Source organism: Nitrospirota bacterium (genome assembly GCA_026387665.1).
GTDB lineage: Bacteria > Nitrospirota > Nitrospiria > Nitrospirales > Nitrospiraceae > Palsa-1315.
This window is the reverse complement of the sequence record JAPLLG010000013.1, coordinates 1-25,375: the sequence shown is the minus strand read 5'-3', so window position 1 is coordinate 25,375 and position 25,375 is coordinate 1. Positions and strand designations below refer to the sequence as shown.

Below are 25,375 nucleotides of genomic sequence, written 5' to 3'. Positions count from 1 at the left end.
AAACGTGAGAAGTGAACAGTAAACGGTAGAGCGACGATTTCGTTTTGCGTTTCACGGGGAAGAGAACATGGGTTTAAAGCCAGCAACCAATCCTGACGTGGAAGCCACCACGATCGAACTGTCGATTGATGGAAAAACCGTGACCGCCAAGGACGGCGTGTCGCTGTACGACGTGATCTCCAGCACGGGCAAGATCATTCCGGCCATGTGCTACCACTATACGTTCGATCCCTTCGGTTCCTGCGGCATGTGTCTGGTCATGCAGGAAGGCAAGAAAGCGCCGGTTCGTTCCTGCACCGCCAAGGCGGCAGCTGGCATGATCATCAGAACCGAGGGCGAGGACCTCTTCCTGGCCAGGAAGAAAGCGGTGGAGAAGCATCTCTCGGTCCATCCGCTCGATTGCCCGGTCTGCGACGCTGACGGCCATTGTGAACTGCAAGACATGGCGTTCCAGCACGGGGTCACAAACCTGCCCAACGCGAAACAAAAATTCATTCCGGAAGATACCCGCAGCCCGGTGCTCGACTTCAACATGAACCGCTGCATCGCCTGCGCGGAATGCATCAACGTCTGTAAGGACGTGCTGATGATCGACGTGCTCCAGTTCATGAAGAAGGGCGGATTCAATCAAGTCGTGCCGAAGGGCGACGTGGCGTTGTCCTGCGAATTCTGCGGCGATTGCCTCGCGGTTTGCCCGGTCGGCGCCATCACGAACAAGTTCTCCAAGTATCTGTACAAGCCCTGGCAGATGAAAAAGACCACCACGACCTGCAACTACTGCGGGGACGGCTGCCAGATGCATCTTGAGACCAAGGACGCCGAAGTCGTCCGCGTGACCTCGCCTCTCTCCTGGAAGAATAAATGGGGCGACCGGGCCGACACGGCCAAGGGCCATGGAGGGCTGTGCGTGCGCGGGCGCTTCGGGTTCGAGTACATCGATAGCCAGGCCCGGCTGAAGCAGCCGCTTCTCCGCAAGGGCAATCAGCTCGTGCCGACTCCCTGGCTCGAAGCCATGCACTTTGTGTCTGAGCGATTCGCCGAGATCCAGCGCAAGCATGGACCGGGCGCGATTGCCGGCTTGATTACCGCCCGCTGCACCAACGAAGAGCTGTATCTGTTCCAGAAGCTCATGCGCACCGGATTCAAGACCAACCATCTCGACAGCAGCGCGCGCTACGGCCATCTCAATTTCGTGCATGCCTCCCGGCAGGCCTTGGGGATCGGGCGGAGCCCGAACGACTGGGAAGACCTGACGAAGGCCCAGGCGATCATCGTGATCGGCTCCAATATTACGGAGACGAATCCCCTTACGGCCGTGCGGATCAAGGAAGCGCTGCGCGTGTATCAGGCGCAAGTGGTCGTGATCGACTCCACCGTGACGAACATGGCCCGGCTCGCGTCCCATCCCGTCCTGATCAATCCGGGAACGGAAGGGCTCGTGATCGATGGACTCATCAAGGCCGCGTTGGAATTGGACTTGATCGACGAGGCAAGCGTCAAAAAGTACCCGCGGGCCTTCGAGGCCCTGAAGGCCGCCGTGGCTCATATTTCATTGGAGCGGATCGAGGCGCAGACCGGCATGTCGGTCGATTCCTTGAGGAGCACCGTGGCGATCTTCGCCGAAGCGCCCCGCTCCATCATCCTCTGCGCCGAGGGCATCGTCCGCCAAGCCAATGGCTGTCAGAACGTGTTGAAGCTGATCGACCTCGCCTGGATCACCGGCAAGCTGGGCCAGCCAGGTTGCGGGGTGAATACCGTGACGGAAGAGCCGAACGAGCAGGGCGCCGTGGACATGGGCGTCGCGCCGGAATTCCTTCCCGGGCAAGCCTCATTCAACGATCAAGCCGCGCGTGACCGTTTCGGCAAGGCCTGGAATATGCCGCTCCCGGCAGCCAGCTCCGGCGCGAACCTTGTCGAGATTCTCAATCGCTGCAAGAGCGGCGAGATTCGCGCCCTCTATGTGGTCGGCGAAAATCCCCTGGCAACCTTGCCCGCGTCGATGGGGGTTCGTGCTGCGCTGGATCGGTTGGAGTTGCTCGTCGTCCAGGATCCCTTTCTGACCGACACGGCTCGGATGGCCCATGCGGTGCTGCCTGCTTGCACCTCGGCGGAAAAGGACGGCACCTTCACCAATCTGGAAGGTCGCGTCCTGCGTGTCCGTGAGGCCATGGATCCGATCGGGGAAAGTTTGCCGGATTGGCATATCATGACGGCGCTGGCCAACGCGCTGGGTTGTGAGTGGGCCTATGAATCCTCGAACGATATTCAAGCCGAAATCATGAAATTGCTCCCCGGGTACTACAACCTTGGGCAGCCCCGCAAGGTCGTGCCGACGGTGGACCGTTATCTGTCCAGCGGCTATGCCTCCGAAGTCTCGGCGCGCTATCAGGCTTCTGCTCCAGCCCCTAAGGACCAGCGACCCTTCACGCTGCTGATGGGGCAGGTCCTCTATCACTCAGGCAAGATGTCCACGGCAGCGCCCGGTCTCATCAAGATCGCGCCCAATACCGGCCGGCTCAAGATGAATCCGCAAGATATGAAGCGGCTCGGAGTGAGTGAGGGGGCGAGGGTGCGCCTCACGTCGGATAGCGGTTCGCTCCAATTGGCGGTCCAGGCCGATCAGTTCGTCACGCCGCAGACCTGTTTCTTCCCGGAGCATTTCAATGAGCCTCCGGTGAAAGACCTGATGGCGGTCCAGATCGATCCGACGACCGGCGTGCCCTCGTTCAAGCAGACCCGCGTGACGATCGACAAGGCGTAAGGGGAAACAGGAAGCGCACATGCGTATCACCGTACTGATCAAAAAAATTCTCCAGGCCGCCCTGTTCTACGAGATCTGGGACGCGATGAAGGTCACGTTCAAGCATATGTTCCACAAGCCCATCACCTTCCAGTATCCGCGGGAGCAGCGGGTCCTCCCCGATACGCACCGGGGGGCGCTGGCCCTGTTGCGCTACGACGATCATCAGGAGCGCTGTGTCGGCTGCGACCTCTGCGAAGCCGCCTGCCCCTCCCGCTGCATCAAGGTTGTCAGCGCGGAAGATGTGAAGCGCCCGCTGCAGCGGTTCGCCAGCGAGTTCTATATCGACATTACGAAATGTGTGTTTTGCGGCTATTGCGTCGAGGCCTGTCCCGTCAACGCCCTGGCCATGACGAAGATGTATGAGTTTTCGACGCACGACAAACGCACCCTGCTGTTCGACAAGAAGCGGCTATACGACATCGGCGAGCGCCATCTCGACGATGCAAAAAAATACTTGTACGCGCATAATCAGGAAAAGAACGTTGAGGAAAGCCGGGAGTATCGGTATTACTTCCCGCAATCGGTGCTGAAGCCGACTCAACCACCACCGAAGCATTTGGGCTGAGTCGATTCATGGTTGTGGTCTTTTTTACTTATTTCGCATTGGCCAGCATCGTGGCAGGCGTGATGACGGTTGCGCTCAAGCACCCGGTCCATTGTGGTCTGGCGCTCCTGGCCCTGTTGCTCCATGTCTCCGGACTCTTCATCCTCCTCAACGCCGAGTTCCTCTGGGCCGTGCAGGTCATTGTCTATGCCGGCGCGATCCTTGTCCTCTACCTCTTCGTGCTGATGCTCTTGAATCTGAAAACCGACGACCGGTATTTCCATTCCTCCTACCGGTATTTCCTGGCGCCTGCTGCCATCGGATCGGCCTATGTCCTGTTTCTGCTGATGCGCTCACCTTTCAAGGGTGCGAAGGGCGATGCCCCCACGGTGGCGGTCCTCCAGGACGGCGATACCTACGCAGTCGGCATCAAGATGTTCAGCGATTATCTGTTGCAGTTTGAAATTGTCGGGGTGTTCCTGTTGGGCGCCATCATCGGAGCGATCGTGCTGGCGAAAACGCCGAAGCCGATCGTCGACAAACGTGATAGGTAAGGGGTTCACCCTGTTCAGTCCACGAGGCCTATGGTTCCTTTAAGCGCATATGTCGCCGTCAGCGCCGTCCTCTTTCTCACCGGCCTGCTCGGCGTGTTGATCCGGCGGAATTTCATCATCGTGTTGATGTCCGTCGAGATCATGTTGAACGCGGCCAATATCAACCTCGTCGCCTTTTCCTACTACCTGGAATCGATGGCAGGCCAACTGGTGGCCCTCTTTATCATTGCCATTGCAGCAGGGGAAGCGGCGATCGGGCTGGCCATTATCATCGTCGTGTTCCGTGGAAAGATTTCCACGAACGTGGACGAGATGAATCTTTTGAAGTGGTAACGTGACAGATTTATTGATCAAGCTGATTCCGGTGTTCCCTTTGCTGGCCGTGCTCCTGAACGGGCTCGCGGGCAAGCGCTATTCCCATGAGATCGCCCATCGCCTGGCCTGGGGATCGGTGGGCCTGTCCTTTCTCTGCACGCTCGGCGTCTTTGTCGACGTCGTCCAGACCGGCACCGCGCATGAAGTCGTCGCCTATCAATGGATTTTCGGCGGCGATCTGACGATCAATCTGGCCTACCTCGTCGATCCGCTCACCTGCATCATGTTGCTGGTGGTGACGGGCGTCGGTTTCCTGATCCATATCTACTCCGTCGGCTACATGCATGGAGAAGCGGGGTTCACCCGCTTCTTCACCTACATGAACCTCTTCATGGTCTCCATGCTGCTCCTCGTCATGGGGAACAACTATCTCGTCCTCTTCATCGGGTGGGAAGGGGTCGGGCTCTGCTCCTATCTCCTGATCGGCTACTATTACGACAAGGTCTCAGCCGCAAAGGCCGCCTCGAAAGCCTTCGTCGTGAACCGCATCGGCGATGCGGGCTTTCTATTGGCCATCTTCCTGATCTTCATCAATTTCAAGACGCTCGACTATACGAAGGTCTTCGCCCAGGTCGGGCAGCTTTCTCCGGACATGGCGACGGCGATCGCGCTCTGTCTCCTTGTCGGCGCAGTCGGCAAGTCCGCGCAGCTGCCCCTCTATACCTGGCTCCCCGATGCGATGGAGGGCCCGACCCCTGTCAGCGCCCTCATCCATGCTGCGACGATGGTGACGGCCGGGGTCTACATGATCGTGCGGAACCATGCCATCTTCGATCTGTCGCCCACGGCCATGACGATCGTCGGCGTCATCGGCGGTCTCACGGCCCTCTTTGCCGCGACCATCGGCCTGGTGCAAACGGATATCAAACGCGTCCTGGCCTATTCGACGGTGAGCCAGCTCGGCTATATGTTCCTGGGGTGCGGGATCGGGGCCTATACGGCCGCCGTGTTCCACCTCATGACCCATGCCTTCTTCAAGGCTCTTTTGTTCCTCTCGGCCGGATCGGTGATCCACGCGCTCTCGGGCGAGCAGGACATCAGAAAGATGGGCGGCCTCAGCTCGAAGATCCCCTGGACCTATCGTCTGTTCCTGATCGGCACCATCGCCATCGCAGGCATTCCTCCCTTGGCGGGGTTCTGGAGCAAAGATGAAATTCTGGCCCATGCCTTCACGCATGAGCATTATCTCTTGTATGGCATGGCCGCCATCGGCGCATTGCTGACGTCCTTCTATATGTTCCGCCTGACCTATCTGACGTTTTACGGCACGTCCCGCATGGATCACCATACGGCGGAACATGTCCATGAATCGCCGATGGTGATGGTCGGCCCCTTGATGGCGTTGGGCGTGCTGTCCATTTTCGGCGGGCTTCTGGGCTTTCCTCCCGAGCATGGCTGGCTCCATGGATTCCTGGCGCCGGTTGCGGGAGCGGGAGCCGAACATACCGCGAGCACCGGCCTGGTGCTGACGCTCATGATGGTGGCCACAGGGATCGCGTTGCTCGGCTGGGGCGTCGCGCATTATTTCTACAGTGTGAACCTCTCGGCGCCGGACCGGCTGGCGGCCAAGTTTCAGGCGGCCTATCAGACGCTGCTCGACAAGTACTACGTCGATGAGCTCTATGATCGGCTCTTTGTGGAGCCGACCAAAAAGTTGGGGGAGCTGCTCGATTGGTTCGACCGCACCGTGATCGATGGCCTCGTCCGTGGAGTGGCCCAGATGGCAGAATTGGGCGCGGCCGGCTCGACCTGGATGGAGAAGTATGTGGTCTACAGCGGCCTCAACGTGATCGGATACGGCAACCATCTCATCGCCAGACAGTGGCGGCAGCTGCAAAGCGGCATGGTGCATCATTATGCCGCGATCCTGGTGGCGGGCCTGTTCCTGTTGGCGGTGATTATTCAGCTCATCATGCAACTATAAGCACACTGTATGTTAGAAGAACTGGCCTCAACATTTCCCATTCTGACCTGCATCCTCTTCCTCCCCCTCGTCGGGGCCGTGGTCCTGTGGCTGGTCGAGGACGAGGACATGGTGCGGACCTCTGCCTTGACGATCGCGCTGGTGGAGTTGGCTCTCTCTGTGTTCGTGCTGCTCCGGTTTCTTCCTGATTCCGCCGCGATGCAGTTTACGGAACATGTGCCGTGGATTCCCGCCCTCGGGGTGAGCTATCACCTTGCGGTCGACGGGATCAGTGTACTGTTCGTCGGGCTGACGGCCTTCCTCACGGTCCTGATCGTCATCTATTCCTGGGACACAGTCCGCCATCAAGTGAAGCTCTATATGATGGCTCTGCTCGCGCTCGAAACGACGACGATGGGGGTCTTCCTCTCCATCGATTTGATCCTCTTCTTCGTCTTCTGGGAGTTGATGCTCATTCCCAGTTACTTCCTGATCAAGCTCTGGGGCGGAGGGGCGGAGCGGCATTACGCGGCGTTGAAATATGTGCTCTATACCCTGCTCGGCAGCGTCTTCATGCTGGTCGGCATTGCCCTCCTGGACCTCAATTACCACCAGTGGGCGACGCTGCACCATATGGATCCGACCTATTCGTTCGATCTGTTGGAACTGCTTGCCGTGCCGATTCCGCTCAGCCAGCAGATCCTCATTTTCTGGCTCCTGTTCCTCGGCTTTGCGTTCAAGGCCCCGCTGTTTCCGTTCCATACCTGGCTCCCGGACGCCCTCCTGGAAGGACCGATCGGCATGGCGGTGGTGCTGGCAGGGCTGAAGCTCGGGACGTTCGGCTTCATCCGCTTCAGCATTCCCTTGCTGCCGGATGCTTCGAAGAGTCAGACCGTGGTCACAGTCATCATGGTCCTGGGCTTGTTGGCTATTCTGTACGGGGCCATCATGGCGCTGATCCAGTCGGATTTCCGCCGGCTCCTGGCTTTCAGTAGCATCAGCCACCTCGGGTTCGTCGTGATCGGCCTGTTCGCTCTGAACTATCAGGGGCTCCAGGGCAGCCTGCTCACCATGATCAACTTGGGGTTCAGCACGGCAGGCCTGTTCTTTATCGCGGGCTTTCTCTATTCGCGGCAGCAGAGCACCGAACTGAGTGCCTTCGGTGGCATGGCCAAACAGACTCCTTTGCTCGCCAGCTTTTTCTTATTGATCGGACTGGCCTCGATCGGTCTGCCTGGCACCAATGGCTTCGTCGGAGAATTCCTGATCCTCCTGGGCACCTTCAAGGCCAATTGGCTGTACGGCGGGATCGCGGTCACCGGCGTGATCTTTGGCGCGGCCTATTTTCTCTGGTACTACGAGCGGGCGATGCTGGGACCGGTCGGGAAGGCGGTGAAGGATTCCCTTCGCGACCTGCATCCACGCGAAATGATCATTGCCTCGGCCCTGTCGGTCATGATTCTTTGGATTGGACTCTATCCCGCTCCCTTTTTGAGAATGATGAACGGGTCGGTGCAGGCGTTAGTCGATCGAGTGGACCGGGGCGCCATGCCGTCACTCGAGTCCAAGCCGCAGATAAGGGTGGATTGATCGTATGGGTGATTACGCACTGCTCTATATTCTCTTCGCTCCCTTCCTGGGAGCCATCGCGCTGATCTTCGTCTCCAACCGGCAGCCGATGCTCGTGCGGGGCATCGCGGCGGGATCGGCCTTCGTCTGTCTGCTATCCTCGCTCTATCTGTTCTACTCTTACGATTATGTGAAGGGCGGCTTCCAGTTCGTTCAGAAGTTCGAATGGTCGCGTCAGCTGGGGATTTCGCTCCACCTCGGGGTGGACGGCATCGGCACGCCGCTGGTGCTGGCCTCGGGGATCTTATTGTTCGCCGGCATTTTCGTCTCCTGGCACGTCAAAGACCGGACGAAAGAATTCTATATCTGGTTGCTCATCCTCGCCGCCGCCACGATCGGCGTCTTCATGTCGCTGGATCTGTTCTTCCTCTACTTCTTCTACGAGATGTCCGTGATCCCCATGTATCTCTTATTGGGCATGTGGGGCAGCCATACGAAGAAGTACAACGAGATGACGGACCCGGAAGGGTTGAAGTTGCGGGACTCGGTCGGATTTATCTACAACTTCGGTTCCAACAGTAAAGAATATGCCGCGATGAAGCTGGTGCTCTTCCTCTCGGCCTTTGCCGTCGCAGCCCTGATGGGTATTTTATTGATCTATAAGTATTCGGGGCTCAACACCTTCGACATTCTGGTTCTGCGCGAACATGCCAATTTGATGCATATCCCGGTTCTGGGCACGACGCTGGACAAGATCATCTGGCTGCTGATCTTCTTCGGGTTCGCCTCGATCGCTCCGCTCTGGCCGCTGCATTCCTGGTCGCCCGTGGGCCACGCCGCCGCTCCGGCCGCCACGAGCATGTTGCACGCGGGCGTGCTGATGAAGCTCGGCCACTTCTCCATCATCCGCGTGGCGTTCGAAATCCTGCCGGAGACGACCAGGGAGCTCATGCCCATCGCGGCCGTGCTCTGCATGTTCAGCATCGTCTATGGCGGTTTCGTGGCCTATTACGCCAAAGACACGAAATATGTCATCGGCTATTCCAGTTCGAGCCACATGGGCTATGTGTTCCTCGGCATGGCGGCACTGGACTACATCAGTTTGACCGGCGCGGTGATGTATATGTTCGCCCATGCCATGGCGACGGGGATGCTCTTCGCGATGGCCGGCTGGGTGTACGACCAGACCCATACCCGCGACATTCCCTCGCTCGGGGGGCTCGCGAACCGCATGCCGTTCATTTCCGGCTGCTTCGTGATCGGCTGCATGGCCTCGATCGGCGTGCCGGGCACGATCAACTTTATCGCCGAGGTCATGATCATCGTCGGCAGTTGGGAGAAGTATCCCTTCCAAGTCATCGTCGCCGTGGTCGGGATCGTGTTGACTCTGGCCTATCTGTTCAAGATGATGCGGGGGCTCTTCTACGGACCGATGGACCAGAAGTACAGTCACGCGCACGACGCCGTGTCTGCGGTGGATCGTTTGCCGCTCCTGATCATGATCACCGTCAGCATCGGATTCTTTTTCTTCCCCATGCATCTCTATAACGTGGTGCGATCCGGCGTGGACCCCTTGATCGCGAAGATCACCCGCGTCGTGCCGTTGGTTGCGGAATCTCCGGCCGTGAAGCTGGAGGCCCCAGGTGCCGGGAGCGCGTCTCTCGTCCTGAGCCCTGAGCCCGTAGACGCGGCTCCTGTGAGCGGAGGCCAGCCATGAATTTTTCGCTCACCATGTCTCCATCCGATCTGCTGTTGCTGTTGCCGGAAATCATCCTTACGGCTTGGCTCTGCCTGATCCTGATCGTCGATTTTTCGTTCCCCCGCTTGCCCAACGAGCAATTGGCCTATCTCAGCATCGCCGGGCTCGGTGCCACCCTCGGCTGCCTGGCCTGGTTCAACGTCGGCGGCGTGACCGGAACCCTCTTCGCGAACATGTTCGTGCTCGACCGGATGGCCCTGTTCTTCAAGATGTTCATCGTCGGCTCGACCATTTTGGTCATTCTGGCCTCGATCGACTATGTCCATCGATTCAAGTTCTTCCGCGGGGAATATTATTTCCTGGTCGTGATGTCGGCCCTCGGGATGATGTTCATGGCCTCCGCCAACGACCTCTTATCGGTGTTCGTCACGCTGGAATTCTCCACATTCGGGTTCTACGTGCTTGTCGCTTATCTCCGCGAGGACATGGCGTCGAATGAAGCGGGTATCAAGTTTTTCATCCTGGGCGTGTTTGCCGCAGGCCTCCTCGCCTATGGCATCAGCCTGGTCTACGGGGAAACGGGCCAACTGGTCTTTTCCGACATGAAGTTGACCCAGGTCACACCGGGGCTGGCCATCGGGTTCCTGCTGATTTTCGGCGCGCTGGGTTTCAAGATCGGCGCCGTGCCGTTCCACTCCTGGATTCCCGACACGTACCATGGCTCGCCGACGCCGGTGACGGCATTTCTGTCGATTGCACCGAAGGGGGCGGCCTTTGCCATTCTCCTCAGAATGTTCTTCGTCGCGCTGGCGACCTTTAAGCCGATCTGGGTCCTGTTGCTCGTGGCCGCATCCGTCCTGTCGATGACCTACGGCAACATCGTGGCCATCGCCCAGAAGAACATGAAGCGGCTCTTGGCCTATTCCGGTATCGCGCAGATCGGCAACGTGCTGATCGGGCTCGCAGCCGGGACCAAGATGGGCAACGATGCGATCCTGTTCTATCTCCTGACCTATCTCTTCGCGAACCTCGGGGCCTTCGCCATCATCATCGCCGTGAGTGAAGCGATCGGCAGCGAGGAGATCGACGACTACAGTGGCCTGGGCCGCCGGTCGCCTTTCCTCGCTTTTTCGATGCTGATTTTCTTGCTGTCGCTGGCCGGTGTGCCGCCGTTAGCCGGGTTCATCGGCAAGCTCTATATCTTTGTCGCGGCCATGAAGGAAGGGCTCTACGTGCTCATCACGGTGGGGCTCATCAACATCGTCATTTCCATGTACTACTACCTCATCGTCGTGAAGAAGATGTACATCAGCGAACCCCACGACCCGTCACCCATCAGGGTCTCCGGTCCGATCAAAGCGGTGCTGTACGTCTGTCTCGCCGGCACCCTCACGATCGGTATCTATCCGCAGCCCTTCACCGATTGGGTGGTCTCTGCCACGATGATGTTTTCAGGCTTGGTGGATTTACCCCTCACGGCCATTCCTCCTGCCGTCATCAATCCATAAGTGAGCCTCCGCTCCCGGCGCTGCAGGACGGAGCGCCGGGCTTCCGTGTGAACGATTGACGCTGCGCGCCGGCCCTCTCTATACTCGATTGCTGGACCACGATTCGAGATCCTATGGCACAGGACAAGAGTTTCCACAGGCCGTTCCCTCTCACCCGCTCAGCCGGATTTCTCCTGGCTGTCGTTATCGTCATGTCCAGCGGGCCTTCGGCAGCATCGGCCCAAAGCCTTATAGGGGACCGGCTGGGAGAAGGCCTCTCCATCTCCATCTGGAGCCCTCAAGCGAAATGTCCTGATGTTCCACCTTTGGTCGCCATTGACGTCGACCCGGAGCGTTACCGCTTTACCGTGCATTACTATCAGCAGGATGGCCTGACGAATCCTCTCGATATCCACCAATGGCAAGAGCGAACCGGCCACGACCTGGTCTTCAATGCCGGGCTCTTCCGCGAGAACTATGCCTATCTCGGACTGCTCTATGGAGAGGGCCGCTCGATGGGAAGCAGGCGGCATGGCACGTGGCTGGGATTGTTTGTGGCAGAACCGGCAGAGGCAGGCTCACGCCGCGCGAGGGTGCTGGACCTGACCTTTGACAGTTTTGATGAACAGCAGATTCCTTACCGGGAAGTGGCGCAATCCCTGATGCTCCTCGACCGGACCGGAAAAATTCGGGTCCGCCAAACAGGGAAGCGCGCGCACCAGACCCTCGTCGCAGAGCAAGGGGATGGGCACCTCCTCATCCTCAAGACCACGGATGTTGTCTCCCTCCATGCCCTGGGGGAATGTCTGCGGGACGCCTTTCCTTCGCTTCGTCAGGTTATGGCGATGGATGGAGGATCGTCCTCTGACGTCGCAGTCAGCCCGTCGCTCCGGCAAGCCACGTCCAAGATGGCAGGCTTTCACAGCTGGATTCCTTTGCTGGAAGAGAGCACCACGACTCACATCGGACTACCAGCGGTGATCGGGATCAGTCCGAGACGTGAGCAGGCAGGAGCCAAGACGAGATAGAGCAGATGAGATCGTGGCATGAGGATAGAGGCCCATGCAGGATGCTCAAAAAAGCCGTCCAGCAAGGCCGCAGCAAGCGAAGGGCCGAATCGTACCCGAGGGTACGTTGAGGGTCTGAGCGAAGCGAGAACGAAGCTGGCGGACTTTTTCAGCATCCTGCTAGCGGCGTTATTTTCCCAACGGAAATCCTGCCGCAACCCACGCATCCATGCTGCCGGTGAGGTTGTAGACATGACGGTAGCCCAAGTCCGCCAAGGTTTCCGCCGCAATGTTGCTCCGATGGCCGGACTGGCAATAGACCACCAGGTGGTCCTCCAGCTGGGCGCCGATGTCCCGATGTCGAGCCTTGATCTCCCGGAAGTCGATGTTCAGGTCTGTTCCTGGAATAAATCCTTCCGCATGTTCTTCCGTGGAACGGACATCGATCAAGATGAACCCCTTCTGGTTCATCGAGGGAGCCTTGGTCAATCCAGACCGCAATTGCTGAACGCTGAGCTGGTACGAATGATCGGCTGACACGCCACTAATCGTGACGGTCGATAGTAGAAACAGGCCGACAAGGGTTCTGACGATGGGCTTGGTCATGATGGGCCTCCTTACGATAGCTATGATAGGGATTGCATGAAGATTGGGTCAAGTTTTAGTCTCCTTGTTGCTCTTGCCTTAGTCGGCTGTGCCGAGGGGGCTAAGCTGGTTCAGGAGCGGGCCGATGGAGGGGTGGTGATCTATCCCTTCAAGGGAGAGCAGGGAGCGATCCTGGCCTCCTCTCGCAAGGACGCCATCGCCCTCATGCAGGAGAAGTGCGGCGGGCTTTATACCATTGTGCGCGAGGGGGAGACGAAAGGCCGAACCCGTATGGCAGGCCATGTCGAAGGGGCTCAAGAAATCATTCAGGAGCGCCGATGGGGGATTGAGTTTCGCTGTAAGTAGGGGGTCGCTAGGAGTGCGGTTGCGCGCTGGTCAGATCATCAATATCCAATAGGCTCAGAAGCGTCAGCCCTTCCGCTTCAATTTTCTTTCGGCCATCCTGTTCCTTCCGGTCCACGATCACCAAGGCATGGGTCACAATCAGTCCTGCGCCTCTGGCGGCAGCGACGGCTTTGAGGAGCGATCCTCCGCTGGTCAGCACATCATCGACGATCACCGCGCGATTCCCCGGCTGAAACGATCCTTCGATCAGCTTCCCGAGCCCATGGTCCTTCGCCTGTTTCCGCACCACAAAGGTTTTCCAGGTTCGCGGCGGCTTGGATGCGAAGGCAAAATCAGAGATGCTGGTGGCAATGGAAATGGCCCCGATCTCCAGTCCGCCGAGGCAATCGAGCTCGACAGACTTCAGCGCCTCGCAGGCCAAGTTGGCCACCAGTCTGCGCGAGCTTGGATGGGCCATGAGGGACCGGCAATCGACGTAGAAGGGGCTGGTTAAGCCGGACGCGAGGGTGAACCCTTTACCCTGGTCCCACTTGAACGATTTTGTGTCGTGGAAGGCTTTGGCTAATTCAGCTTTCAGGGGCAGCATGCTGTGACTCGACAATGTTCTGAAACAAAGTTTCGCATTGTACACTCGGCGAAGGGCAAAAAAGAATCCTCCGCTGTAAATTAATTCCTGCCCATGCATGCACAGACGCCCCGCGATCCTATTCAAGAAAATCGTTTGATCTGTTCCGCCAAGGTGTTCGCGACAAGATTTAGATCGAAGGGCCAGGCGTAACGGAGTTCGATGCCTGGATGCTTCGGCTTCAGATGGTCGAGGATTTCCGGAATCTCAACCTCCGAGTGCGAGCCGCCTGGCGTGAACATCGTCGTGGTTACGGTAATGTGGGTCGCGCCCTGCTTGATCAGCCCTTCCACCGACTCTTCCAGGGTCGGGGCGCAAAATTCGTTGTAGGCTACGGCAAAGAGGACCCCGTCCAGTTGCGCGCGCAAGCGCGCTGCGACTGCTTCGAGGCCTGCCTGATAGGGCTCCGTCTCAGCAGTCCTCGGCCAGCTTCGGATCTTGCCATCCAGCTCGATTTCTTCCTGGGAGCGAGGCAGCTTGGCAGCTCGCCGCTGAGCCTCCAATCGTTTTAGCCTCGTGACCAACTCCTGCGGGCAGTCTTTGGGAATCCCGCCATGACCAACCAGAATCACTCCTCGTACAGCCGCCATTACCGGACTCCTTTTATGCATGATTGCGCAGCATGAGTTCTTTTGGGTCAGGCCTAAGATAGATTTGATCCCGCAGATAGCTCACGTCAAAGACCTGGACATAGTGTTTGATCAGCGTCAACGGGACAACCAGCGGCGTGCGCTCGCGATGATAATCGTCAATCGCGCCCAATAGATCTGCCTTTTCCTGAGTGTTCAGCATCTTTTTGAAGTATCCCAGCATGTGCTGGAGCACGTTCACCTGTTTGCGCACCGTCGCCTTCATGGCCAAGGTCTTCATGAAGAGCTTGCCATAGAAGTTGGCGAGTGTCTTGGGGCTCTGTCGATGAGTGTGACCGACCAGCCGCCCGAGCGCTTGGTATTGTTGCGGACTATGGGCCATCAACAGATATTTGTGGATCGTGTGGAACTGCACCAGGGCCTGTCTCGTGACTTTGCCCTGCATGAAATCCTGCCAGCGGCGATAACAAAAGATCCGTTCGATGAAATTTTCTCTGATCGTTGGCTCGCAGAGCTTCCCTTCGTCCTCGACCGGAATCAGAGGGAACTGCTCGATGAAGGCCCGAGCAAACAGCCCGACCCCGTTTCCGTTCTGCTTCCCCTGCTCATTATAGATGCGAACCTGTTCGATGCCGCAGCTCGGCGAGTTCTTTTTGAACACGTATCCGGAGAGGTCCAGCTTTTGTAGTTCACGGATGCGCCGGACGCTCATCTTTTCGAGCGCCTTCGTGTGATCGATTCCGCTCTCGATGGTTACGAGCCTGGGATGGAGAGGATCGCCCACCAGCTTCATCGCGTCCCTGGGCGTGCCGAGACCGGCCTCCACTTCGGGACAGACTGGAACCCATTCCACATAACGGCCCAGCACGTCTGTGAGAAAACTGTCCCGCCTATGGCCCCCGTCAAAACGGACCTCGTCACCGAGGAGGCAGCGGCTGATGCCAAGACGGAGCGGCGCGGTTGTCATCTCGTCCTCTGTTGTCTGCCGAGGGCTAAATAGTCCTCGCGGGCTTGCCGGCGACCCACGATGGGCGAAAGCCGAACGTTCAACCTACGCTCGCTTCAACGCCATGCGTCCGGGATGCCAGTCCACCAGGTCTGTGGATTCGCCGTACGCCATTGAGTCTGTTGCTGCCACAACCGATCTGCCTCGCTCTTGTTCAGACGGGTGGCCATCGCGGCGCTCACGTCAGATTGTTGATGCACGCCGGTCTGAATCATCTCCTTCGCCATGCGGGCCAGCCCACCAGGAGGATCGATCAAATCTTGCGGATCCTTGTAGGCAAAATTCAGATACAACTGTTCCACTGTGTTCCACCGCTCCTCCCGAGACAGATGGTCTAAGTAGGCATCGATCGCATGGAACACATAGGTCAAATGGATATAGGCTTCGACGGAGGGTTCGTCGTCGATTTCTCTCTGGCAGACCTCCAGCGCCCGACGGTAATCGCCGGCCCCCAGATAGATATGCGCTTTCGTCAGGCTGGTCCGCGGTGAGCCAGCCGCAACGGCTGCCGGTTCACCAAACGCGGCACCCCCGCCAAGCATGACGATGAGTCCAAGAGCCGCAAATAGTTTCAGGCTGTTGATCATGATGCACCCCTATCGCGCCGGACCACCATGGGATCCCATCTCGCCCTTATAGAGTTTTTCGCTGGCGATCCTCGTGATCACTAGCTCGCGCAGCCCCACCCCTCCCCCTTCACCCCCAGTTTCACCACTGTGCCCGCTTCCCCGCGCACCATCTTCACCACCTGTTCATAGGTCTTACCGACTACCGCCGCACCGTTCACCGTCACCACCTCATCTCCGTGCTTCAGGCCTGCTTGCTGGGCAGGGCCCTCCGGATGCACATGGGCTACATACAACGAAGCAGGATCGCCGATACGTTCCGCCCCGACATGCAGCGACAGGCCGATCACCCCATTCGGCAGGTTGGCCTCGTCTCCGTGCGGTCGCTGGGCCTGACTCCCTGCCTTATCCTGCCCCTCGGCAGCCCTGACGTCGCTCGTTTTCCCTGAGATCTGAAACAGCACGACCGTTAACAGGCTCAACAATACGTAGCTGGTGATACCGATCTTCTTGGTCATCATGCGAATGCCTCCTTGTGAACTACCGTTGATGTGCGAATCCGAGTACCGAGAGTCCTGCGAGCAGCACGAGTGAATTCAGAGAAATCGATCGCTGAGGGAGACGTTCCATGCAGCTTGAAGGTTCGGATCGACAGCGCTGCGACGAAGGGCAAGAACACAACCTTGCCGATGGCAAAGGCGACGGCACGTGCATGAAGGTATCCCATTGACGAGATCATAAACGATGCCCATTCATCCTTTCGCGAGGATCGCCCGCAAGGCCGGTTCCAGCGTCGGGTAGCGAAAGACGTAGCCCCCGGAGAGCGCCTTCGCCGGATTGACCCGTTGGCCCGTGGTCATGAGCGTCCCGAGTTCACCCATCGCCATGTGTAGCGCGAAGCCAGGCAGGGGAAGCCAGGACGGCCGGTGGAGGACTTGCCCGAGCACCTTGCAGAACCGGTTCATCGTTACAGCCTCGGGAGCCACAGCATTGACGGGGCCAGAGACGCTCGGCATTGCGAGCAGCCACTGGATCAGACCGATGTGGTCACGCCGATGGATCCACGACACCCACTGAGTCCCCGGCATGATCGGCCCGCCAACGAAGAGCCGAAACGGCAACAGCATCTTCGGCAAGGCCCCGCCGTCTCGTTCGAGCACCATTCCGGTCCGTAACGTGACGACTCGCACACCGAACTCCGCAGCCCGAAGTGCCTCCGCTTCCCATGCGAGACAGAGATCGGCCAGAAATCCTTGGCCGCGCGCGGCGCCCTCATCCAGCAGGCGATCGTCGCTGGCCCCGTAGTAGCCGATACCGGAGGCACTAATCAGAATGCGCGGTTTCGAGGACCGGCGGGACAGGGCTTCTACCAGCAGACGAGTGGTGAGGACCCGGCTTTCTGTGAGGAGTCGCTTGCGGGCATCGCTCCAGCGGGCATCAGCAATGGGCGCACCGGCAAGATTGATGACAGCATCGGCACCTTCGAGACAATGCTCCCAAACTCCCGCCTCTTTGCCATTCCACTCGACGGCCGTGACGGTGGAGCCACAGGATCGTTGCGCCTCTTCCTTCCTTCTCGTGAGGAGAGTCACCCGATGCCCCTCCTGACTTAAGGATGCACATAAGGGCCGACCGATGAAGCCCGTTCCGCCGGTCACAATAATGTGCATGGTTCACCTCCTTTCGCGTGGCGCCGACAGTTCCTCTTCTGCTTTCTTACACCCAGCTTCTCTTGCGGATCAAGACGACAGGCCCCTCCATCGGGAGGGACCTGTCTGCCTCAGCGGGAGGCGCCGTGCGGAGTCGCGGCGCCACCCTAACGGGGAAAAGAAGCCGGCTGTCGTATCTCTGCTGGGGTCATCTGGTCTCATCGCATCGCCACGTCTAATTGTCTACTTCTGCTGAATCTGGTCTTCGAGACCCCGGACACAGCGAAAGCCCGTCCCGTGGGTCTGCAGCGCGAATCCGCCACGCCCGCGAGCCGTCGTCGTGATGTCCGACATCGGGCTATGCCAAGACCCGCCGCGAATCGATCGGACCACGCCTTTCTTGTCAGGACCCTGGGGATTCCGATCCGGCGCATGTTTGTAGTACTCAGCGTCATACCAATCCTGCACCCACTCTCGAGCATTGCCCGACATGTCCTTCACGCCGTAGGGTGAGTCGCCGCCTGGCAAGGACCCGACCGGATGTAAGGTTTTCTCTTCATCCCACTCACGGTCGAAGTTCGCCCGCTTCGCTGTCGCTGGTTCGTTGCCCCAGGGAAACAGCCGACCATCGGTGCCACGAGCGGCTTTCTCCCATTCCGCTTCCGTCGGGAGCCGCTTCTTCGCCCAGCTACAATAGGCCTTGGCGTCGTACCAGGTGGCCTGCACGACCGGAAGCTGTTCGATTCCCTTCATGGATAAGAGCGGGCCGGTGCCATAGGGATTCGGAGGGCTTCGGTGGCCTGTGGTCGCAACGAACACCAGATACCGTTCATTCGTCACTTCGACTTGATCGATCGCAAACTCGTCGAGGTCTACAGACCGCTGCGGCCACTCATCAGTCCGGCCTTTGCCTTCCGGATTCCCCATCAGAAATGGTCCAGCCGGAATCGTCACCATGGGGACTTGGTCGAGTTCCTTGGGCGCCGGCGGCGCTGCCATGACAGGCGCGAAGGCGGCAGCAGAGGCTAGGGCCATCATCGCAACGGTAGTGCGCCAGCTGGTTCCTCTTCTTCTCAGACCTTGTGTCATTTCTTCTGCTCCTTACTCCCTTCGATGGCTTTCGTGGTATGGACTTTCACTTGGCTCACGAGACGTTTCACCTCACGGCTGTCTCCCTGCGCGGCTGCTTCTTGCGCCTGGGTAATGAGGGTTCTGGCTTCGTGCAGGTGTTCTTCGATGTCCGCCTGCAGGGCAGGGGACGCGACCGTTCCCCCTAACGCGGCGCGATGATAGACCTCCCACGCGTGGTCCACATCATGCTCGGCCTCATGTACCGCCTGTGCGCTCTCCGGGTGCGAATGCCGGGCCGGATCAATGGGACCAGCCTGGAGGGGCGAGGCCCCGAGGAGCGCGATGAGAACGAGCCCTAGAAGAAGAATCTTGTCGTGTATCATAGGTCCGCCTCCGTCACGATCAAACCATTGAGAAGAACCGCTTCAACATTCCCTCACGGCCGTTTCATCATGGTTCTGGAATTATTCATTTCAGGCCACTAGTCAGGATGTCTGTCCTCAGAGGGGGACGGCGAGGCCGCCCCCCCCATCAGTCCTGCAGCTATTTCTTCTTCATGCTCTTCTTTATCAAATCGCGGGTCGCCAGGTATTCCTTGTTGCCCGGCTCCGAAGCCAGCGCCTGTTCGATGGAAGCCAGCGCCTCGGCGTTCTTCTCGACACCCATCGCGATTAATGCCTGTATGAAGGCATCGCGGCCTGCCTGCATCGCTTCATCGGACACCGTCTGCGCCGACTTCGCGCAACGGAACCCGAGGCCGACCCCATAGGAGTTATTGTCCGGCTGATTCCAGAACCGATGGCTTGTGTGGAGGGAGCTTTCCGGCGCGAGCCAGGAGCCACCGCGCAGTACCCTGACCGGGCCTTGATTGGCGAAGTTGTAGCCCTTCTCGGCGCCACGCGGATTCAGGGCAATGCTCTCCTTATAAAACTTCGGGTCATACCAATCCTCGACCCATTCAAAGACATTGCCCGCCATGTTGTAGACGCCAAACCCGCTGACACCCTCCGGGTAGGAATCCACTGGCGTGGTATGGCCGACATTCTGCCCGTAGTTAGCTTTCTTGGAATCAAGGGTATGGCCCCACGGATAATGGTTGTCGCCTTCCGGACCTTTGGCCGCTCGCTCCCATTCTGCTTCCGTCGGAAGGCGCTTGCCGTCCCATTTGCAGAAGGCGCTCGCGTCAGTCCAGCTTACGCCGACGACTGGCTGATTGGCCTTGCTGAGCCGCGGGTCATCCCAATAAGCTGGGGCCGGATGACCGGTGCCTTTCATAAACTCTTTATACCGAGCATTCGACGCCTCGTACTTGTCGATCAGATAGGCATCGAGCACGACCTGGTGCCTGGCTTCATCCGAATGTTCGTTGCTCCCCATGGTGAACTCACCCTTCGGGATGGGCACCATGTCCTTGTCGCTGCCCGGCATGTCCGCCGCAGTCGCGACTGAGATGGCTCCCGCCATCAACGCTACCCCCAATCCGACCTGGAATATTATTTGACTCCGCATGGGAAACCTCCTTGGTTTGAGAATGCCAGGACGACCCTGGTTGGTTGAACGCACTGCTAGTGACCTCCCGTCATTCTTTCGGCCCACCGACTCGGCATCGAACTCTGCCGGAGTTGGCGATTCTGCAGAATGACGGGGTCAACGAGCTCGCCACATTGCACGCAACGTATTGCGGCAAACTCCAATTCGCCGGTGCTGTTTAGTAAATCCAGACAGAAGTCATTCACCATGAGTCCGCCGCACCTGGCGCAGATCGATTTATGTTGGACTGTAGAAGAGATCGAGTGACTCCCGAGCTTCTCAGCTCTTGTTTGCTCCGATAATGCTCTTGCCATGTTGCCTCCTAGGCTTTATGTCCAATGTTTGAAGCAAGTATGTCTAACGTATAAAGCATTATGTCCAATGTGTCAAGTGTTACAACGAAAAATATTTGACAAACATTGGACATGATAATACAATGGGCCAGTAAATATGAATACTCATAGAATTCATAGGGTTGCAAAGCTTACAGGCCTCTCGAAGGATGTCATTCGCATCTGGGAGAGGCGATACGGGCTTGTCGTACCCTCCAGAAGCTCCAATCGCTATCGCGAATATAGTGACGAGGAAGTGGCGCTCCTCCGCTTTCTGAAGGCGCAGATGGAGCAAGGCGCGACGATCGGTGCACTGGCGGAAGAGGGGCGTGAGTCGCTGGTCGCACGGATGCACGTCGCGACTCCTGTGTCGGCGGAGGAACAGAAGCCCCATGAGCGTCTGCTAGATGATTTGGTTGGCTTGCTCGACCCGCTCGATAAGGCAGGATTCGAGCGCAAACTGAACGGAGCAGTGGCCGTCATTCCGTTTGAAGAGGCCGTCCAGCGGATTCTGCTCCCATTGCAACGGCGCATCGGGGAGCTCTGGCACCAGGGCCGAATCACTGTTGCCGTCGAACATTATGTGACGAAGATCGCCCAGCAGAAATTGTTTTCGGTCATGAACCAGCTTCCGGTGAATGAATTCGGACCACGAGTTCTGATTGCCTGTCCGGAAGGTGAAACGCATGAGATCGGAGCCCAGGCCGTGGCCTACCTAGCCGCGACCAGAGGGTGCCACGTCTATTACCTTGGCCCGAACCTTCCCGTTGCTGCTCTGGTGGATTTTTGCGATCGGATACATCCGGATCTCGTGCTGCTCTCGCTGACCGAAATCAAATCAGATACCGAGGCTCGTCAGCTCCTCAAAGAGCTCGCACCCCTGTCGGCGCGCTGGGCCGTGGCGGTCGGGGGCCAAGGCGCCTGTGCCATCGGAGATCTGCTTCGTGAAACCAAGATTGAATTGCTCGATGATCTCACCGCCCTCCATAGACGCCTGCTGATGCTTCTTTCCGCCAACATGCGGGCCTCGCGATCGTAATAAAGAACTCACGCGCCCATGAACGTTTGTTCGCCTAAAAGGTAAATGGGGCGCTGGCTCCAAAGCCTTCGGTGGGCGGCAATCAGTATGATCGTGCGCAAAAGAGCCTGAAGCCGTTTGCTATACTTGATGGATTGTTTGGCCGGTGGTCCTTGGTCTGCAATCCTGAATGCGATGGCGCAGTGGAAGAGAGGAGTGAATCGACATGGTGCAATTTTTCGTGCTGTTGTTTCTGGCTGGCACGTTGGGGGCCTGTACGGGAGCGGGAGTGACCGATGCCGAAGGTCAGGCGAGAGCGGCCCAAGCCAATACGATGAGGGATACGCCAGTCGGATTTAGCGTCTGGTCATTGTTCAGCGGGAATGAGGAGATCGTTCATAAGCGGCTCGATGGGGGACTCGGGAAAACGAAGGCAGAGGAGAGCGCCACGTTCGGTGAGCCGTTCCAATGTAATAAACCTCCGGCAGGGGGAGAGGTCTGCGGGTGGTATGACGGGGGCATGAGCAGTGGGGGCATAACCGATTCGAGCCAGCATCGCGTCTTTTACACGTTCGATAAAAACGGCAAAGCCAGCGAGTGGAGCTACCAAGGCCTCTACGGCAAACATAACAGCCGCGATGCGTCGCTCCCACAGCCAGGGACAGGTTCGCAGGGGAAGAAGTGAGCCGGGGCTGTTCTTGGTAATATTACTGCCCGATGGGATGAACCTCAATCAGGAGCTCGTCAAGCAAGGCGGGTGCTGGTGGTATCGGAAGTATGCGCCAGGGGATACGGTGCCGGAAGGGCTAGAGACGGAAGCGCGAGAGGCAAGAAGAGGATTGTGAGCTGACCCGCAGCCTATGCCGCCGTGGGAGTGGAGGAAGGGTAGGCGTGAAAACCGTTAGACTTGTCGAGCTCCATCTGGATCTCGACGGACATGACCGACTTGCTCGAAGTGGCTCTATTGGTCTTGTAATCTTCTAATTGCCACATCTTCACTAGATTCCCTTTGTGATGAATGGTGTCTGGATTGACGTATAACGTTGCATCGTTGGGTGCGCCAATATCCACCTATTCCGCATACGCTGGTTTATTACCAAAAACCAGGAGCAGTATCAGGAAGAGTTGTTGTGTCATACGAATCCCCTCCGCGAAGGCGCCTAGGCTTCTATTAACTCCTCCATCTTGTTCAACGCGATTCTAATTTTCAACTGCGGCTGTTCCTCAACGTGACCTGACAGCTCAAAGGCTCTATCATTTGTGATTATATGGCCGCTGAGTATAAGCCGAAATGGAGTAAGAGGACCAAAGACCGAATTCTGAAGGTCGGAGTATTTGACAACATCTATTGTTCCTGAAATCTGATTCTTCTCATCGAACCTGTATTTTCCTCGGTAGTAATGTGAGGCATCCCCGCCGTGTATCGTGTTGTCTCTAAAAATGGCAATACCGCAGCCCGCTATTTGCAGGCTTGAGGTAAATGCCGCTGAGAAGATTCCTGAAGTCATGGTAGATCCCTCCCTTTAAGGACGACACTACCGGGGCAGGTTATTCAGTGTCAAACGGAAGCTGAGTGGGAGTGGGGAGCGAAGATGGCGTAGCCGTTGGGCTAAAGGTCAATAGGTGCAGAAGAGTGGGTGGATACCTACGAACCTTTCGAGGTACACTTGCCGCCAATGACGCCCGAAGACCTTATCCGTGAAATTTCCCAACAAATCGTTCAGGAGCAATTGCTTCATAATGGAATTTTCTACCTCGTTTTGTTGGCATTGTTATTTCTCAGCTCCGTCACAACTGCATTCGTGGGCTCGTATATCCAAAAGCGCGGGGAGACCTATGCGACCAAGGCAGATTTTGAGCAGTTAATTTCCCAACTACGCGCTACGACTACTGCAGCCGAAGAGGTTAGGACTGAAATAGCGCACTCCGATTGGACAAACAAAGAGTGGAAGACTCTTCGCCGCGTCAAGCTGGAAGAGCTGCTCGGTGCGGTTTACGCAGTTCAATACTGGCTCGACAAGGAATTAAGTGGCCGATTGTATAATTATAATCAGTCGAGGGAGTCAGAATTATCCCCTTTCTGGAAGGTCGATATTATCGCTAGCCTATACTTCCCTGATCTGTGCGATGAGGTCAAAGTTCTATCGGAGGCCTACCACTGCTATAACATTTGGGTGCTGCAGTCTCAGGGGAGACTGCTGGAGGCTGGCAACGATTCTGCTAGACGAACGGCTGTTTTTGAGGCTGTCTCGCAGGAAATAAAACCACACCATGAAAAGCTTCTGCAGTCTATATCCGAGATTCAACGAAAAGCCCCCGCAATCATGAAAGAGATCGTGGGGATCTAATCTGTCATTATATTCGAGCCCTTTCTCCCTAGATCACTCCGAAATCCAACTTATCCCGTAGGCTCTTCTCTACCCCCACATACCGCAGCTTCGCCAATTCGTCCAATAGGAGTTTCATCGGCAGCTTGTCCCGATGGGAATACACTTGCTCGCGTACCGTTCCTGTCGTGTGACCGGCCAGTACCTCGACAATGTGATGGGTTGCGCCTGTCGCGTGCAACTTGAGGATGCTTCCATGGCGAAAGCTAAGCGGCAGAAAAAGACTCCAGGCCCCTTTTGTTTTTTCGAAATATCTGGCCGTCTTCACGATGGACCGTATAGTAAACGCATTGGAGTAGGCCCAATGCAGCGCAAGTAGTCGTGATGTTTGAGGATATAAGTGGCATGAATTCTCAGTGAGGTGTGAGGCAAGATTACGCTGGGTAGCGTTCGTCAAATGGATATAATCTGGGAGTTTGCTTTTGAAACGCTTGGGCCAACCAGTGCCGACGCTGGAATTTTCGCCTACCCCGTCAAAGCCCTAATTGAAATCCATCTGGACGCTAAGCATTTCTGCATGCGCATTTTTTGTTGCCTTATTAAAGGCGTCCATGTTTTTGAATTGCTCGTCAAAGCTACCCTGCATTCTTCCGGATATTTTATCGGGAGTGACCATCTCAGTCAGCGAAGTAAGTACTTTAGCCGCTGTTGAGCAAACATCCGCTCTTGCGAGCTCGGCGAAGACCACCATTCTGCGTATTCGAAGTTCGAGCTCAGAAAGGGAGGCATTGAGGGCGGTAAGCTCTTGCTGGTATTTGACGCCCACCTCTGAATTTGGGTCCTTCAGGATCGTGAGTTGATTCAGTAGCGCCAGATAGCGTTCGAAGGATTTCATGAACTCCTGGCATGTCCCAAAGAACTCGTCGGCCCATTTCTGACGGAAGCTTGACCGTGTTGCGATTGCAGACTTGAAGCCCTCAAGAGTTTTGTCGTGCTCGTACTTTATTGACGCTTCAAGGCGCGCCTTGATCCACAAAGTAGACAGGAATTGCAGTGCGGCAACAAGTAACACGGCAACGCTTAAATCGGTCCATCCGAGATGCGTAAGAATTGTGGAGACGGCTTCCTCCGGAGTAGGGCTCATTGCTCCTCCTTCTTTGTGGAACTTGAAATAGGCACTGCAAGGCTGGCGTTATCTTTCAGCGACAGAGAAATTATAACTACGTACTATCAGCAGGTCAATTGCTGACTTTTTGTGCTGATGGGCTACCATACGGGCATGCGGCTGGAAGAGATTCTCACCTTGACGTGGGATCGTGTGGACTTGGAGAAGGGTCGGATCTTTATTCCAGGCCATCTCACCAAGACAGGGCAATAGCGGCTTGTCCCGATCACGCCAACCCTACGGTGGGAAATTCAGCGGCTACGGGCGCTGGATGGTGTGACACGCATTCAGGGGCTCGTCTTTCACAAGAACGGGGGGGAACTGAGTCATACCTATCGAGAAGTGCGGCGGCTGTGCAAGGAGCAGAAGATTGAAGACTTTGTGTTCCATGACCTCCGGCACTGTGCCGTGACGAACCTCGCAGACTCAGGGGTCGATACCGAACGATCATGAAGATCGTCGGCCATTCCTCTGTGGAAATGTTTCTCCGCTATCGCACGATCAAGGCGGAGACGCTCGACGCTGCCATGACTCGCCTGAACACGCTAATAACGCGGCATGAGAACGCCGCTCGCCAAGTCCCTGGAATCGCTGCACTATAGAG

Annotated in this window: 28 protein-coding genes; 14 read left to right on the top strand and 14 right to left on the bottom strand. The window is 57.3% G+C overall.

The features are described from left to right. The first annotated feature begins 67 nt into the window (after nt 1-67). The 9 genes from NT179_10810 (at nt 68) to NT179_10770 (ending at nt 11,962) form a co-directional block, all read left to right on the top strand. Nucleotides 68-2,761 carry a molybdopterin-dependent oxidoreductase gene (locus tag NT179_10810; protein ID MCX5722501.1) on the top strand — a complete coding sequence of 898 codons (2,694 nt, stop codon included), beginning with the start codon at nt 68-70 and terminating at the stop codon, nt 2,759-2,761. 19 nt (nt 2,762-2,780) lie between these two features. After that, the gene (gene nuoI, locus NT179_10805) at nt 2,781-3,368 is read left to right on the top strand and encodes an NADH-quinone oxidoreductase subunit NuoI (GenBank protein MCX5722500.1); all 588 of its coding nucleotides are present in this window, start codon (nt 2,781-2,783) and stop codon (nt 3,366-3,368) included. A gap of 8 nt (nt 3,369-3,376) precedes the next feature. Then, a complete protein-coding gene (locus NT179_10800) occupies nt 3,377-3,901 on the top strand; it encodes an NADH-quinone oxidoreductase subunit J (GenBank protein MCX5722499.1) in 525 nt (174 codons plus the stop codon). Nucleotides 3,902-3,931: 30 nt separating this feature from the next. Next, nucleotides 3,932-4,234 carry an NADH-quinone oxidoreductase subunit NuoK gene (nuoK, locus tag NT179_10795; GenBank protein ID MCX5722498.1) on the top strand — a complete coding sequence of 101 codons (303 nt, stop codon included), beginning with the start codon at nt 3,932-3,934 and terminating at the stop codon, nt 4,232-4,234. Nucleotide 4,235: 1 nt separating this feature from the next. After that, nucleotides 4,236-6,200, top strand: coding sequence for an NADH-quinone oxidoreductase subunit L (gene nuoL / locus NT179_10790; protein MCX5722497.1), 1,965 nt, complete (start codon nt 4,236-4,238; stop codon nt 6,198-6,200). A gap of 9 nt (nt 6,201-6,209) precedes the next feature. Then, nucleotides 6,210-7,769: an NADH-quinone oxidoreductase subunit M gene (locus tag NT179_10785; GenBank protein ID MCX5722496.1), complete on the top strand. Its 1,560-nt coding sequence runs from the start codon at nt 6,210-6,212 to the stop codon at nt 7,767-7,769. A 4-nt stretch (nt 7,770-7,773) separates the two neighbouring features. After that, complete coding sequence (locus NT179_10780) at nt 7,774-9,465, top strand: NADH-quinone oxidoreductase subunit M (GenBank protein MCX5722495.1); 1,692 nt, start codon at nt 7,774-7,776, stop codon at nt 9,463-9,465. Further along, entirely contained in the window at nt 9,462-10,955 is a 1,494-nt protein-coding gene (locus NT179_10775) for an NADH-quinone oxidoreductase subunit N (protein ID MCX5722494.1), read from the top strand. The genes NT179_10780 and NT179_10775 overlap by 4 nt, the downstream gene beginning before the upstream one ends. 113 nt (nt 10,956-11,068) lie before the next feature. Continuing rightward, complete coding sequence (locus NT179_10770; GenBank protein MCX5722493.1) at nt 11,069-11,962, top strand: hypothetical protein; 894 nt, start codon at nt 11,069-11,071, stop codon at nt 11,960-11,962. A gap of 168 nt (nt 11,963-12,130) precedes the next feature. Here NT179_10770 and NT179_10765 read toward each other — a convergent pair whose 3' ends face one another. After that, entirely contained in the window at nt 12,131-12,547 is a 417-nt protein-coding gene (locus NT179_10765) for a rhodanese-like domain-containing protein (protein ID MCX5722492.1), read from the bottom strand. Between the two features lie 36 nt (nt 12,548-12,583). Here NT179_10765 and NT179_10760 point away from each other — a divergent pair, with 36 nt between their 5' ends. Beyond that, nucleotides 12,584-12,892, top strand: a complete 309-nt coding sequence (locus NT179_10760) for a hypothetical protein (protein MCX5722491.1) — start codon at nt 12,584-12,586, stop codon at nt 12,890-12,892. 7 nt (nt 12,893-12,899) lie between these two features. On the opposite strand, the gene pyrE is transcribed toward NT179_10760, so the two are convergent. From pyrE to NT179_10715, 9 genes are all read right to left on the bottom strand, one after another. Then, nucleotides 12,900-13,478, bottom strand: a complete 579-nt coding sequence (gene pyrE / locus NT179_10755; protein ID MCX5722490.1) for an orotate phosphoribosyltransferase — start codon at nt 13,476-13,478, stop codon at nt 12,900-12,902. Between the two features lie 122 nt (nt 13,479-13,600). Continuing rightward, nucleotides 13,601-14,107: a CbiX/SirB N-terminal domain-containing protein gene (locus NT179_10750; GenBank protein ID MCX5722489.1), complete on the bottom strand. Its 507-nt coding sequence runs from the start codon at nt 14,105-14,107 to the stop codon at nt 13,601-13,603. A 13-nt stretch (nt 14,108-14,120) separates the two neighbouring features. Next, on the bottom strand, nt 14,121-15,074 hold the full coding sequence (locus NT179_10745) for a DUF523 and DUF1722 domain-containing protein (protein ID MCX5722488.1): 954 nt from the start codon (nt 15,072-15,074) through the stop codon (nt 14,121-14,123). Between the two features lie 95 nt (nt 15,075-15,169). Then, nucleotides 15,170-15,700 carry a hypothetical protein gene (locus NT179_10740; GenBank protein MCX5722487.1) on the bottom strand — a complete coding sequence of 177 codons (531 nt, stop codon included), beginning with the start codon at nt 15,698-15,700 and terminating at the stop codon, nt 15,170-15,172. Between the two features lie 80 nt (nt 15,701-15,780). Continuing rightward, nucleotides 15,781-16,200, bottom strand: coding sequence for a PDZ domain-containing protein (locus NT179_10735; GenBank protein MCX5722486.1), 420 nt, complete (start codon nt 16,198-16,200; stop codon nt 15,781-15,783). A gap of 231 nt (nt 16,201-16,431) precedes the next feature. Further along, nucleotides 16,432-17,349, bottom strand: a complete 918-nt coding sequence (locus NT179_10730; GenBank protein ID MCX5722485.1) for a TIGR01777 family oxidoreductase — start codon at nt 17,347-17,349, stop codon at nt 16,432-16,434. Nucleotides 17,350-17,571: 222 nt separating this feature from the next. Further along, complete coding sequence (locus tag NT179_10725) at nt 17,572-18,417, bottom strand: SUMF1/EgtB/PvdO family nonheme iron enzyme (GenBank protein MCX5722484.1); 846 nt, start codon at nt 18,415-18,417, stop codon at nt 17,572-17,574. Then, a complete protein-coding gene (locus NT179_10720; protein MCX5722483.1) occupies nt 18,414-18,782 on the bottom strand; it encodes a hypothetical protein in 369 nt (122 codons plus the stop codon). Before NT179_10720 ends, NT179_10725 begins: the two co-directional genes overlap by 4 nt. Nucleotides 18,783-18,942: 160 nt before the next feature. Continuing rightward, nucleotides 18,943-19,908, bottom strand: a complete 966-nt coding sequence (locus NT179_10715; GenBank protein ID MCX5722482.1) for a formylglycine-generating enzyme family protein — start codon at nt 19,906-19,908, stop codon at nt 18,943-18,945. 471 nt (nt 19,909-20,379) lie between these two features. On the opposite strand from NT179_10715, the gene NT179_10710 reads away from it, so the two are divergent. Beyond that, nucleotides 20,380-21,300, top strand: a complete 921-nt coding sequence (locus NT179_10710) for a cobalamin B12-binding domain-containing protein (GenBank protein ID MCX5722481.1) — start codon at nt 20,380-20,382, stop codon at nt 21,298-21,300. 205 nt (nt 21,301-21,505) lie between these two features. After that, entirely contained in the window at nt 21,506-21,964 is a 459-nt protein-coding gene (locus tag NT179_10705) for a hypothetical protein (GenBank protein MCX5722480.1), read from the top strand. Nucleotides 21,965-22,137: 173 nt separating this feature from the next. Here the strand turns inward: NT179_10705 and NT179_10700 are convergent, their stop codons facing one another. Next, nucleotides 22,138-22,272, bottom strand: a complete 135-nt coding sequence (locus NT179_10700) for a hypothetical protein (GenBank protein ID MCX5722479.1) — start codon at nt 22,270-22,272, stop codon at nt 22,138-22,140. Nucleotides 22,273-22,439: 167 nt separating this feature from the next. Beyond that, on the bottom strand, nt 22,440-22,787 hold the full coding sequence (locus NT179_10695; protein ID MCX5722478.1) for a hypothetical protein: 348 nt from the start codon (nt 22,785-22,787) through the stop codon (nt 22,440-22,442). A gap of 129 nt (nt 22,788-22,916) precedes the next feature. Between NT179_10695 and NT179_10690 the strand changes: the two genes are divergently transcribed. Continuing rightward, nucleotides 22,917-23,627, top strand: a complete 711-nt coding sequence (locus NT179_10690) for a hypothetical protein (protein ID MCX5722477.1) — start codon at nt 22,917-22,919, stop codon at nt 23,625-23,627. Nucleotides 23,628-23,655: 28 nt separating this feature from the next. Here the strand turns inward: NT179_10690 and NT179_10685 are convergent, their stop codons facing one another. Next, nucleotides 23,656-23,934: a hypothetical protein gene (locus NT179_10685; protein MCX5722476.1), complete on the bottom strand. Its 279-nt coding sequence runs from the start codon at nt 23,932-23,934 to the stop codon at nt 23,656-23,658. A gap of 213 nt (nt 23,935-24,147) precedes the next feature. Then, on the bottom strand, nt 24,148-24,750 hold the full coding sequence (locus NT179_10680; GenBank protein MCX5722475.1) for a hypothetical protein: 603 nt from the start codon (nt 24,748-24,750) through the stop codon (nt 24,148-24,150). A 297-nt stretch (nt 24,751-25,047) separates the two neighbouring features. On the opposite strand from NT179_10680, the gene NT179_10675 reads away from it, so the two are divergent. Further along, nucleotides 25,048-25,224 (top strand): tyrosine-type recombinase/integrase, encoded by a 177-nt coding sequence (locus NT179_10675; protein ID MCX5722474.1) that lies wholly within the window; start codon nt 25,048-25,050, stop codon nt 25,222-25,224. Nucleotides 25,225-25,375: the final 151 nt, after the last annotated feature.

Coding starts and splice junctions, on each gene's coding strand:
- NT179_10775 (MCX5722494.1), top strand. CDS start 9,462: ATGAATTTTTCGCTCACCATGTCTCCATCCGATCTGCTGTTGCTGTTG.
- pyrE (MCX5722490.1), bottom strand. CDS start 13,478: ATGCTGCCCCTGAAAGCTGAATTAGCCAAAGCCTTCCACGACACAAAA.
- nuoK (MCX5722498.1), top strand. CDS start 3,932: ATGGTTCCTTTAAGCGCATATGTCGCCGTCAGCGCCGTCCTCTTTCTC.
- NT179_10735 (MCX5722486.1), bottom strand. CDS start 16,200: ATGATGACCAAGAAGATCGGTATCACCAGCTACGTATTGTTGAGCCTG.
- NT179_10770 (MCX5722493.1), top strand. CDS start 11,069: ATGGCACAGGACAAGAGTTTCCACAGGCCGTTCCCTCTCACCCGCTCA.
- NT179_10750 (MCX5722489.1), bottom strand. CDS start 14,107: ATGGCGGCTGTACGAGGAGTGATTCTGGTTGGTCATGGCGGGATTCCC.
- NT179_10765 (MCX5722492.1), bottom strand. CDS start 12,547: ATGACCAAGCCCATCGTCAGAACCCTTGTCGGCCTGTTTCTACTATCG.
- NT179_10695 (MCX5722478.1), bottom strand. CDS start 22,787: ATGACTTCAGGAATCTTCTCAGCGGCATTTACCTCAAGCCTGCAAATA.
- NT179_10780 (MCX5722495.1), top strand. CDS start 7,774: ATGGGTGATTACGCACTGCTCTATATTCTCTTCGCTCCCTTCCTGGGA.
- NT179_10710 (MCX5722481.1), top strand. CDS start 20,380: ATGAATACTCATAGAATTCATAGGGTTGCAAAGCTTACAGGCCTCTCG.
- NT179_10760 (MCX5722491.1), top strand. CDS start 12,584: ATGAAGATTGGGTCAAGTTTTAGTCTCCTTGTTGCTCTTGCCTTAGTC.
- NT179_10745 (MCX5722488.1), bottom strand. CDS start 15,074: ATGACAACCGCGCCGCTCCGTCTTGGCATCAGCCGCTGCCTCCTCGGT.
- NT179_10810 (MCX5722501.1), top strand. CDS start 68: ATGGGTTTAAAGCCAGCAACCAATCCTGACGTGGAAGCCACCACGATC.
- NT179_10715 (MCX5722482.1), bottom strand. CDS start 19,908: ATGCGGAGTCAAATAATATTCCAGGTCGGATTGGGGGTAGCGTTGATG.
- NT179_10680 (MCX5722475.1), bottom strand. CDS start 24,750: ATGAGCCCTACTCCGGAGGAAGCCGTCTCCACAATTCTTACGCATCTC.
- NT179_10725 (MCX5722484.1), bottom strand. CDS start 18,417: ATGACACAAGGTCTGAGAAGAAGAGGAACCAGCTGGCGCACTACCGTT.
- NT179_10730 (MCX5722485.1), bottom strand. CDS start 17,349: ATGCACATTATTGTGACCGGCGGAACGGGCTTCATCGGTCGGCCCTTA.
- NT179_10740 (MCX5722487.1), bottom strand. CDS start 15,700: ATGATCAACAGCCTGAAACTATTTGCGGCTCTTGGACTCATCGTCATG.
- NT179_10700 (MCX5722479.1), bottom strand. CDS start 22,272: ATGTGGCAATTAGAAGATTACAAGACCAATAGAGCCACTTCGAGCAAG.
- NT179_10800 (MCX5722499.1), top strand. CDS start 3,377: ATGGTTGTGGTCTTTTTTACTTATTTCGCATTGGCCAGCATCGTGGCA.
- NT179_10785 (MCX5722496.1), top strand. CDS start 6,210: ATGTTAGAAGAACTGGCCTCAACATTTCCCATTCTGACCTGCATCCTC.
- NT179_10720 (MCX5722483.1), bottom strand. CDS start 18,782: ATGATACACGACAAGATTCTTCTTCTAGGGCTCGTTCTCATCGCGCTC.
- NT179_10705 (MCX5722480.1), top strand. CDS start 21,506: ATGGTGCAATTTTTCGTGCTGTTGTTTCTGGCTGGCACGTTGGGGGCC.
- nuoI (MCX5722500.1), top strand. CDS start 2,781: ATGCGTATCACCGTACTGATCAAAAAAATTCTCCAGGCCGCCCTGTTC.